Annotated in this window: 4 protein-coding genes; 3 read left to right on the forward strand and 1 reads right to left on the reverse strand. The window is 35.8% G+C overall.

The genetic code is table 11. From position 1 onward, the window contains the following. The first annotated feature begins 122 nt into the window (after positions 1-122). The gene (locus tag CBD51_004930; GenBank protein RPG58579.1) at positions 123-3,032 is read left to right on the forward strand and encodes a PKD domain-containing protein; all 2,910 of its coding nucleotides are present in this window, start codon (positions 123-125) and stop codon (positions 3,030-3,032) included. 6 nt (positions 3,033-3,038) lie between these two features. Next, positions 3,039-7,055: a hypothetical protein gene (locus CBD51_004935; protein ID RPG58580.1), complete on the forward strand. Its 4,017-nt coding sequence runs from the start codon at positions 3,039-3,041 to the stop codon at positions 7,053-7,055. Here CBD51_004935 and CBD51_004940 read toward each other — a convergent pair. After that, positions 7,052-8,545, reverse strand: a complete 1,494-nt coding sequence (locus tag CBD51_004940) for a 2,3-bisphosphoglycerate-independent phosphoglycerate mutase (GenBank protein ID RPG58582.1) — start codon at positions 8,543-8,545, stop codon at positions 7,052-7,054. The two genes, CBD51_004935 and CBD51_004940, sit on opposite strands and share 4 nt — an antisense overlap. Positions 8,546-8,844: 299 nt before the next feature. Between CBD51_004940 and CBD51_004945 the strand changes: the two genes are divergently transcribed. Beyond that, positions 8,845-12,731, forward strand: a 3,887-nt coding sequence (locus CBD51_004945; protein ID RPG58581.1) for a hypothetical protein, incomplete at its 3' end; no start/stop codon positions are given.

Consider the following 12,731-nt stretch of genomic DNA (forward strand, 5'->3'; position numbering starts at 1 on the left):
TTTTTTTGATAAAGCAATATAAATTTGTATTATATAACGTAAATTTAGTATTTTATAGTCTACAAATTATTTAATAGCATCGAGATTTATTAACACTAATAAAAAAACAAAGCAATATGTTTATGAGACTTTTATCGATTTTTTTTATTTTGACTCAGTCTTTTATGTTTGGTCAACTAGCAGTTACCAATAATGCTCCAAATAATACCGAAGCTTACCTTGTTAACGATATACTTTGTGACGATGGATTAACTACATCTAATTTTTCTTCTACGGGTTTTGCTAGTGGTATAGGTTATTTTGATGGGTTTGCATCAAATATTGGTTTTGAAGAAGGAGTTGTTCTCTCCACTGGCGGAATATGTTTGCCAGTTCCTGATTGTAATGTAGGTGCTTGGCAGGGAGGTTCAGGTATTTCGGGTGATGCAGACTTAGAGCTTGCATTGAATGCAATCAATCTTTCATGGGATGTCAATAATGTAACTATATTAGAATTTGATTTCGTTGCAAATTCCGAGAGTGTTGAATTTAACTATGTTTTTGCTTCTGCTGAATACACAAGTTGGACTTGTTCGAGCTTCAATGATATTTTTGGGTTCTTTTTAAGTGGTCCTGGTATTGTAGGGCCTTATAGTAACAATGCAATTAATTTAGCTTACATACCTGAACCTGAGGGAGCTGTTGACTACGCAGATTGGCTTGCAATCAATACAGGTTTATATACGAATACACCTGTAGCGGTTAATACTATTAATGCTGGAGACTTAATAAATAATTCAACTTGTGATAATATTGACCCAAACTATGAGAGTTATAATATTTTCTGGGTTGATAATGACTATTCAGGTGCTGGATGGCAAGGTGTTAATGAGCCTGAAGATCCTGAGTTTACAGTTGCCAGTACTCAAACTTGGGTTTCACCAGGCATTACTGGATTTACAACTCCTTTAAAAGCAGTTTATAATGGTTTAGAGTGTGGTGAAACATACCATATCAAACTTGCAATTGCAGATGCTAGTGACGGTTCATATAATTCTGCAGTTTTTTTAGAAGCAGGGAGCTTTGTTAGTCCATCTGTTTTAGTTAATCCTATTTCAAATATTGATGGTCCTGATTTGTTTGATGATCCTCTTGCAATTTATGAGGGATGTGCTGCAGCTCAACTTGAATTTACTGCATCTCAGAACACAGATTATGATATACAATTAGAAGTTATTTTTGAAGGCGATGCTGAGAATAGTATTGATTATAATATTACATATAATGGTGGAAATGAATTAGACGAATGTTTGAACGATGCTGGAGAATTATCACAGTGTGTGACAATACCAGCAGGTCAAAATATTATGTACCTAGATATAGAAGCAAACTATGATGATATTGTTGAAAATTTTGAAAATTTAAATATAATAGTAAATTCTATTGACGGACTATGTCAGCAGGCTGATTTAGCTGTTTCGGAAATATTCTTTAATTTATATGACCAGATTGATATTTTGGTTGACCCTGGTGTCCCACCTGTAATAGAGTGTATTGGAGATGAGGTATTATTAGAACCTTTCAATATTTCGGGTGGTTACATTGGAGTAAGTGGTGAATATACATTTGAATGGTATGATGCAGATGGAACACTAGTAAGTTCAGAACCTTCGATTTTGGTTAATTCAGAATCAGCTTCTGAATATCAACTAATTGTTTATGACGATTGTCAAGATCAACAAATAATAACAAATTTCAGTGTTGATGTAATAAGTTACACTACAGTTGAAACTACATATCCAGAATATTATGCATGTGATGATGAAATTGTAGTTATAACACCAAATATTTCTGGAGGCTCTGGTAATTATTCTTATGTTTGGCCAGATGATCCAACACCTTGTGATTGCGAAAGTTTTAATTATCTTTTTGATTTAGAAAATGGTATTTCTCAAACTGTTGATTTTCAAATTATTGATAATTGTACAGAAGAATCATATAGTTTTTCTATTCCTGTCGAATTAGATGAAACAATACCCCCTAGTGCTCAAATTAATGTTGCCGGCACACAATTTTGTCCAGGTGATGAGATTGTTTTAGATATTCAGGTAGCAGGTTCCTCAACTTATAATTATGAATGGTTGAACTTAGATTTCGATGAGTATTATGTCAATAACTTAGCAACAATTTCTCCAATAGATGACACGACTTATGATGTTATTGTTATTGATGAATGTAATAATAGTGAATCAGTATTCTCTATTTTTATTGAGACTCCTGCATATGAAGCTCCAACCTTTTTGGTTCCTGATGTCGCTGGATGTGTAGGTCAAGAATTAGAAATTATTGTAGAAAATTTATTCTCAAACGGCGTAACAGATCCCAGCGACGTAAGTCAATATAGTTTTTTATGGTCCACGGGTGAAATTACACCAAGTATTAGCGTAATTGTTGAAGATATTACAACATCTTATTCAGTGGAAATAAGTGACTTATGTGGAAATACTAGTTCTGCAATTCCAGTAATGGTTGATCCTTCGATACCACCCCCTCCACAATTCTCTTTTGAAGAGACTCCAGAGGGCCATCAATTTTTGCAGCTTTCATCAGGCTTCTTTACTAATTTCCAATGGGATTTTGGTGACGGAAACACATCTTCTGATTATGAGCCCCTGCATTTATTTAGTCAAGAAGGAGACTATTATGTTACTTTAACTGCTTCTGATGATTTAGACTGTCAAAATAGCTCAACTCAAATAGTTAATATCTATTCAAGTTTGTTGTTTTATTCACCGAATGTTTTTTCACCAAATGGGGATGGTATAAATGATTATTTTAATGTCAGTGTTGTAGGTCACGAAGATTTTGAACTTTTTGTTTTTGACAGATGGGGGAAGCAATTATTTAACACCAAAGATCCCAATGAAGGCTGGGATGGAACTTATCAAAATGGAGAAGAGGTTCCACAAGACGTTTACATGTACAAGGTTTTGATGAGTAATTCTGGTGTTGGTGAAAAGGTAGAGAAAGGCCGAGTTTCTATAATTAAATAACACAATATGGAGGTTCGAACTTATATACATAATGTAGTTTTACTTTTGTTTATGTGTTTTTATTTTACACATGCACAACTTGTGACTACAAATAATCCTCCCTTTGATACAGAGCAATCTATTGTAACTAATGTTCTTCTTGGAGACGGTATTGATGCATCAAACTTTACTTCAGTTGGATTTGCAAATGGTATTGGTTATTTTGATGGTTTTAATTCAAATATTGGATTCGATGAGGGTGTTGTTCTTTCTACTGGTGGAATCGAATTTGTTTCAAATGGTTTTGGCGTTGGATCTGGTGTTAGTGGGGAACCTGATTTAGAACTTGCCTTAAATGCTATTAATTTATCTTGGCCGGTCAATAATGTTACTATTTTAGAATTTGATTTTATTGCAGAGTCAGAAAGTATGGCTTTTAATTATGTTTTTGGTTCTTCAGAGTATTCAGGATATACTTGTACTCAATTTAATGATATTTTTGGGTTTTTTTTAAGTGGTCCAGGTATTAATGGACCTTATAGTAACAATGGAGTTAATTTAGCATATATACCTGACCCTAATAATGCGGGTGTGTATACAACTACTCCTGTTGCTGTCAACACTGTTAATTCTGGTTCCCCAACTGGTGGTGGAAATGCACAAACATGTGCTGATATAGATCCTAATTGGCAAGATTACAGTATTTATTGGATCGATAATTCTGCGCAAGCCACTGTCTTTGGCATTAATGGTTTCACAGTACCATTTATAGCAGAATATAATAATTTGATATGTGGTGAAACCTATCATATAAAATTAGCCATAGCAGATGCTTCTGATACTGCTTTAAATTCTGCAGTTTTTTTAGAAGCAAATAGTTTTGCGAGTCCTGAAGTTGAAATTAGCACTGTTCCAAATACAGAATTAGGACTAGTATTAGACGTTGAGAATGGAGTTTTAGAAGGATGCGGAGAAGTAGCTATTCAATTTGATAGAGGCGGTGATTTAAGTATGGATCTAAATGTTACTTTGGATTACTCTGGAGACGCTTTATATGGAGTTGATTATCAGGAGTTGCCAACAGAAATTCTGTTACCAGCTTTTCAAGAACAGATTGTAATTCCGATTGAAATATTTTACGACAATATCAATGAAGGCCAGGAGTCTTTAAATATTACTGTGTCAGGAGTACCTGTTGCTTGTGAAGATGTGACAGTACAAACAATTGAAATAATAATTTTGGACCAAGAACCTCTTGATATAGATATACCCAGTCAAATTAATATGAATTGTACAGGAAGCGCTTTAATTGAAGCATCAGTTCAAGGGGGCTATCCGCCTTATATTTACACTTGGTATGATCAATCTGGATTAATTATTGATTCAGGTGAATTGAATGAGGAAGGAGTAGTATCAATAGAACAGTTTCCTGCAGAGTCTACAACTTATTCTTTAAGTGTAATAGATGATTGCTTGGATCAGTTGTTTGAGGAATCAACAAATGTCATTGTTGAGAATGAAGCTTTGAGTGTTTCTTTAGGCATTGGCGAAGATTGTCAAGATTTAGAGGGATTTATATTTTTGGGTGTACTAGATGGAATCGGATATTATGTTTCTAGCGAAATTGCAACCTGGCAAGATGCAAATAGTATTTGTAATAATTTAGGAGGAAATCTTGTTTCAATAAATTCTGAGGAGGAGCAAAATTTCGTTTTTAATCTTGCAATGACAAGTATTGCTAGTGGTTCCCCCTATAATTATTGGATCGGACTCAACGATTATGATGATGAAGGAAATTTCACATGGACAACAGGGGAATCCGTAACATATACTAATTGGGTTGATGGAGAACCAAATGGCGGAGCTGGTGAAAATGGGGTAGAGGTATTTTCAATAAATTCTGATTTTCCTGGATTTTGGAATGATGCACCTGCTTTTGTTGAAAGAAGAATTATTTTAGAAATCCCGTGTAATTCTCAAGCAGAGGATATAGATGTCTGCCAGGAAGATCTAGAAAATATTATTTTAGAACCACAAGTAGTTGGAGGAGTACCTCCTTATAATTACACTTGGTTTTACAATGGTGAGGTAATTTCTAATCAAGAGATTTTAAGTCAACTAACCGGAGAAGGTTTGTACCAAGTGATTGTGGAGGAGGCTTGTGGGAATATTGACGCGACTCAAGTTAATGTATCATTTATTGAGCTTGCGCCTTATGTGGAAATTATTTCGTATGATGTATTAGACCCTCTTTTGCTTCCAGAGGGCTGTTTTCAAAGTGTTCTTCAATTTAATACACAAGTTGTACAGGATCAGGACGTTATACTTGAATTTGAAATTTCAGGTTCAGCAAACTCAGAAGATTATGATATTGAAACCAATACTGTGCTTATCCCTGCTGGAGAAGAAATGGTTTCAATCCCATTAAGTATTATTGTTGATGACCAAGAAGAGGGACTTGAAACTATTATTTTTGACTTTCCTTTTATTGATGAATGTTCGGATTGGCCAAACCAAATTATAGTTCAAATTTATGATAGTCCTAATTTAGTTGTTGATATTGATGATGAGCTTGTTTTGTGTGAAAATGACGTTGCATCTTTGGAGGGTTTCTATAGTGGGGGATTGGGAAATATAAATTATGGTTGGTATTTTGATGATCAATTAATAACGTCAGATCTAGACCTTTCAACAGATGATTTAGATCCAGGCTTGTACTCTTTTGTTGTTAACGATCAATGTGGGAATGTGTCTCAGCAAGACATTAATTATAGCATAATTGAATTAACTCCAACTGTAATTTTAAGTTCTTTAGATTACAGTAATCCGTCTGAATTATATGAGGGATGTGGCTCTAGTATATTAACTTTCGAGATGCCCTATACATATCCTAATGATACGACGTTTTATTTTAATATAGTAGGTTCCCCAACTTTTGTTAATGGTATGGACATTGTTGAAATAGACAACTTTATTACTGTTCCTGCTGGCGAAAATACAATTGACGTTGAAATCACACCATTAATGGATATTTTAAATGAAGGGGCTGAAGAAATTATTTTTGAATTTCCCTTTGCAACCGACTGCGTGCCACAGGATCCAATAGCTATTTTAATTAATAATTATTCTAGTATAGAGATTGCTATGCCTAGCGATGAGACTGTATGTGTAGGTCAATTATTGGATCTCAGCGCAAGTATAGGCGGTGGTTTTCCGCCTTATGAAACATCTTGGACTTATTTAAATCAATCCGTAAATTCTAGTTCTATTTCAATTGATGTTCAAGAGGGCGTAAATCAAGCTACTTTTACTGTTACTGATAATTGTGGATATAGTGAGACCTCTACAATAACAGTTGAAGGGCTTAGTGTTGAAGACTTTGAGGTTATTTGGCCGCCCAATGAAGTTTCAGCATGTTATGGAGATAATAGTGAGATAAATTTAGTTTTCGAAGGTGGGTTGCCTCCATTTACATTTCAGTGGTATCTGGATGGTGTTCCAACTAATTCTCCTGCTCCATACCTGCCTTGGAGTAATGATAATTGGTTGCCTGATGCAAGTCAAACAATTGCAACATCTCCGCCATACACACCATATGAGTATACTTACATGGTGGAGATCACAGATTCATGTCAAAATGAATCAATTCCATATGAAATACTGGTGACAATTGATGATTGTATTATGCCTACTGCTTTTACACCTAATGGTGATGGAAATAATGATTTCTTTTGGGTAGATTTCGGCGACTTATCTACACCAGTTAGTTTAGAGATATTTAATAGATGGGGCGAGATTGTGTTTAGGGCATCAGATTATACGCCTTGCGCTAATTTTGAATCGGATTGTTGGGACGGCACACATTTTCAACAGTATGGAGAGAAATGCAGCGAGGGAGTATATTATTATATTTTCACATATAGTAATACTATTAATAATACTGATGATTATAACGTCTCTAATTTTACTGAGTCAATTTTTGGAACACCTCATAATAATAGTGAGGGTAGGCAGCGAACAGGTAGCTTGTTATTATTTCATTAGTCTAAAAGACTCACTCCAGACATATCATTTGGCTGATTTAGATCCATTATTTTTAAAACTGTGGGGGCAATATCACATAGCCTACCGTTTGTTATCTTTTGATGATTACTATTTATAATAAAACAGGGAACCTTATTAGTAGTATGTGCAGTATTAGACGTGCCATCACTATTTTTCATGATTTCTGCATTTCCATGGTCTGCAATTATTATTAATGCATAATCCTCTACTAAACTTTTTTCAACAATTTTTTTTAGACATGAATCAACCTTTTCTATTGCTTTGGTTACAGCCTTGTAATTTCCTGTATGCCCAACCATGTCAGGGTTGGCGTAGTTAAGACATATGAAGTCAGGTTTAGTAGTTTGGATTTCTTTTATGTATGTATTTGTTACTTTCTCTGCGTTCATTTCAGGCTGCAGATCATAAGTAGCTACTTTAGGAGACTCAATTAGTTTTCTATATTCATTTTGAAATTTTTTCTCTCTTCCTCCTGAGAAAAAAAATGTTACATGAGGATATTTTTCTGTTTCAGCAATTCTTAATTGTGTTAAACCATTTTGTGAAATCACTTCTCCTAGTGTGTTTTTTAAGTTTTGTTTTTCGTATAATACCTTAACATCTTTTAGTGTTTCGTCATAGTTGGTCATAGTATATAGATCAATATTTAAGCTGTTGATTCTATATTGTGGTATATCTATTTGTGTTAGTGCGTTAACAATTTGTCTGCATCTATCAGATCTAAAGTTAAAACATATTACGACATCGTTTTCTTTAATTGTGGCTATTGGTTGATTATTGGAATCAATATTTACTAGAGGTAATATAAACTCATCAGTGATATTATCTTTGTAGGATTTCTTTATGCTTTCAGTTAAGTTTGATGTTTTTGTACCAACTCCGTTTACTAATAGGTGATACGCTGACGCAGTTCGTTCCCATCTTTTATCTCTATCCATGCTGTAATATCTTCCAATTAGTGATGCAATAGAAATATTTTTGTTTTTTGTAAATTCTAAAAATTCTTCAACATGTTTTTTTCCAGATTTTGGATCAGTATCTCTTCCGTCAGTAAATGCATGTATATATATATGTGACACATTACTGTCAAGTATAATATTACATAAAGCTTTTAAATGCGATATGTGAGAGTGGATACCCCCGTCAGATAAAAGTCCCATAATGTGAATGGCTTTATTTTTAGCTTTATGTATTGCGTCTAATAGATTAGGATTTTGTTCTAGTCGTTGTTTTTTGATATCGTTATTTATTTTAGCTAAATTTTGATATACTACTCTTCCGGCCCCTATATTTAGATGACCTACTTCAGAGTTTCCCATTTGTTTAGGTGGGAGCCCAACATCTTCACCATGAGTAATGAGTTCTGAGTTTAGATATTTCTTATAAAGACTATCAACAAAGGGGGTTTTAGAGTGAAGAATAGCATTTTCAGAGCTTTTATTGCCATGCCCCCAACCATCTAATATTATAAGTGCTGTTTTTTTCACTTTTTAAAAATAATCTTTTTTTTGAGCATATCTTTCATAATTCAAATTACAATTCAATTTTATCGCCATAACGTGAATTTATTAACAAATAATAGTTAATTATTCTTGGAATTTAGAAAAATATTTNCGAAATTGTACAANGAATAAATAGAATTAGACCCCCATTTTACTCGTAATTACGTAGTTTTTACCTCTGTTNCGTNNTAAATTGGNGACGTCGTAATTCTGTTATACTATTTATATATGAAAATTAATTATTTATTAACTAATATTTTTTACCGATGAAAAATTATTTACTTTCTTTGGCAACATTACTATGTTTTTGTTGCTTTAATGTTGTAACGGCACAAGATGATTGTGTTGACACAACTATCTCTCTAACTTCTGAAACTTATGCAGATGGTTGGTGGGGTGCTACATATTTAATCTCAGATGCAGATGGCAATATAGTAGCTTCAGGTCCTTCAGATACTGGAGCTTGGTCTTCATTTGATGAAACATTTTGTTTAGCTCCAGGTGACTACACTTTTGATGTATCATCAAATGGCTATAATTATGATATAGCTTATGGTTACGGATGGTCATTTGCTGGCGAATCTGGATACACTGCTGGTGTATTTGGTCCCTTTTCCATAGGAGCTGCTCCAGCTTCTTGCGATGGAACAGAAGTTACAGTAGGTGGAGGTTCTTGGCAATCTGAAGTTTCTTGGACAATTTCAGATTGTGATGGAAATACAGTAGCTATAGGTGGTGCTCCATATTCTGAGTGTTTAACATTACCAGATAACTATACTATCTCTTTAGCTGATGCATTTGGAGATGGATGGAATGGTAATACAATGTCAGTAGGAGATGCTTCTTATACATTAGATGCTACTAATGATGATGGAGCAGCAGCTTCATTTATAGTTGGTTCATGTGGTGTAGCAGGATGTATGGATGCAGCAGCATGTAACTATAACATGGATGCAACATTTGATGATGGTACTTGTGTTATTCCAGCAGCAGNCTTTGACTGTGATGGAAACTGTTTAGCAGGAACATCTGTCGTTGTTGACGGCGGTTCATTCCAAACAGAAGTTTCTTGGACAATTGCTGATTGTGATGGAAACGTAGTAGCTTCAGGAGGCGCTCCATATGCAGGATGTGTTGATTTGCCAGATAACTATTCAATTTNTTTAGTTGATTCTTGGGGAGATGGATGGAATGGTAATACAATGACAATAGGAGATGCTTCTTATACATTAGATGCTACTAATGATGATGGAGCAGCAGCTACATTTTTCTCTGGTTCATGTGGTGTTTTAGGTTGCACGGATTCATCGGCGTGTAATTATAACATGGATGCAACTTTAGATGATGGTTCATGTGTTAGTGCAGCAGCAGGTTTTGATTGTGATGGTAACTGTTTAGCAGCTAACTCAGTAGTAGCAACATTAAACATGTTTGATTCTTGGGGTGACGGTTGGTCAGGTGCAGCAGTGACTGTAACAGATAATGGTACAGTTGTACTTGATGGAGCTTCTTTATCAGCAGGATCTGAGGGTTCTGTAGATTTCTGCGTATCAGATGGTGTTACAGCAGGAAGTTCTTGTATAGAAGTTTCTGTAACAAGTGATTCTTTTGATTCAGAAGTTTCTTGGACTATTACAATATTAGATGGTGCTTTTGAAGTTCTTTCAGGCGGTTCAAACGCTTCTTTTGAGGCTGGCTGTGCGATTGAAGGATGTATGGATTCAGCAGCATGTAATTATGATATGGATGCAACAGTTTCATCGGATAACTGTGAATATCCACCAGCAAATTTCGATTGTGATGGTCAATGTACAGGTCTTGAGTTCGTAGTAGATATGTATGATTTATCAGGTAATGCAGATGGATGGAATGGAAACTTCTTCCAAGTTACTGATTGGGTAACAGGAGAGCCAGTTGAAGGTGCAGGTCCATTTACATTTGATTCAGGTGAAATGGGAACTGCAGATGCATGTTTCCCTGCTGATATGGCATGGGGATGTTACGTGATAGAGACAGGAGGNGGAACTGATGAGTCACAAGTAGCATGGCATTTATATGGTTTCGAAGTATTTGGACTATATGTAGTAGACTGGTCAGCTGGTCTTGCTTTAGAGTGGTCTGAAGTAGGAGGTGAGTTATTAGTAGGTGATGGTGGAAGTGACTGTGATGATGCAGATGGATTCTGTGAAGGTCAAACAGACTGGGATTCAGGTATCGGAACATATGATACAGACGGTGATGGAGCAGCAGATGGATATGATATAGGATACGGTTGTCCTTGTTTAGATCCAGATGGCTCTAATTACGTATTTAACGGATCATTTGATGATCCATATGGAGAATTATCTCCAAATGTATATAATCCAGATACTGGACTATGGGAAAATGATGGTGATGATTCAGACCCATGTGAGTTTGATACAGATGTTCCAGGTTGTATGGATTCAACAGCTACAAACTATGATGCTATGGCAACAGTAGATGATGGTACATGTGAGTATGAAGGTGGTTGTGTAGGATCAGGTGTTGATCAAGATGCATTAGTTGCAGGTATTGTAGCAGGTGCTTCACAAGGTGCTGTTACAGTAAGTGGTTGTGCTGATGGTTTAGTAGCTTTAAATAGTTTATTAGGTATAGAATGTACAACTGATGTTTCAGGTTTTGATCCAACAGGATCATTACCAGCAGGAACAACAGCTGCAGATTTATGTGGATGTTCATGTCCAGACCCAGAAGTACTGGGTTGTACAGATTCAATGGCAGTTAACTATAATGCAGATGCTAATACAGATGATGGTTCATGTTGTATGGGAACAGGTGTTGATCAAGATGCACTTGTAGCAGGTATCGTAGCAGGTGCTTCACAAGGTGCTGTTATAGTAAATGGTTGTGCAGATGGTTTAGTAGCATTAAATAGTTTACTAGGTATAGAATGTACAACTGATGTTTCAGGTTTTGATCCAACAGGATCATTACCAGCAGGAACAACAGCTGGAGATCTTTGTGGATGTGCATGTCCAGACCCAATAGTAGAAGGTTGTACAGATGAAATGGCAGCTAACTATAATGCAGATGCTAATACAGATGATGGTTCATGTTGTATGGGAACAGGTTCTGACCAAGATGCACTAGTTGCAAGTTTAGTAGCAGCAGTTTCTCAAGGTGCTGTTATAGTAAATGGTTGTGCAGATGGTTTACCAACACTTAATGGATTATTAGGAGTAGAATGTTCAACAGATATGTCAGTATTTACTACTGAGTTACCAGCAGGAACAACAGCTGGAGATCTTTGTGGATGTACATGTCCAGATCCAGCACCAGTATCAACATGTGAAGATGATACTGCGTGTAACTTTGGTGAAGAAGCAGATTGTGCATATGACTTAGGTTGTGGCTGTGGAAACCCAGCAGCAGCAGAAGGATATGACTGTGCAGGAGACCCATTAGTATGTGCAGGTTCAGGAACAAATAACAATGCAGTTATAGATGGTATCTTCGGTACATTCGGTATTAATAACTGTGAAGGTGTTGTCGCATTTATGATGGCATCATATGGATATACTTATGAGCAAGCATGTGCATGGGATGGAACAGGATTTGCTGATGGTGCATTTGCTGATTTCGGTGGTACATTAGGTGCTGTATGTGGATGTTCATGTGCTGATCCAGTGCCAACATGTGAAGGAACAGAAGTTGTAGTAGATGGAGGTTCATTCCAGAGTGAAGTTTCTTGGACAATTTCAGATTGTGATGGAAACGTAGTAGCTTCAGGAGGCGCTCCATATGCAGAGTGTTTAACATTACCAGATAACTATACTATTTCTCTAGTTGATTCATGGGGAGATGGATGGAATGGAAATACAATGACTATAGGCGATGCTTCCGACGGTCTTATTTATACAATAGCAGATGGAGCATCATTTTCATTTATAGTTGGTTCATGTGGTGTAGCAGGATGTATGGATGCAGCAGCATGTAACTATAATATGGATGCAACATTTGACGATGGTTCTTGTGATCTTCCATCAGCAGGTTTTGATTGTGATGGTAACTGTTTAGCAGCTAACTCAGTAGTAGCAACATTAAACATGTTTGATTCTTGGGGTGACGGTTGGTCAGGTGCAGCAGTGACTGTAACAGATAATGGTACAGT

Source organism: Flavobacteriales bacterium TMED191, from assembly GCA_002171975.2.
In the GTDB taxonomy this organism is placed as follows: Bacteria; Bacteroidota; Bacteroidia; order Flavobacteriales; family TMED113.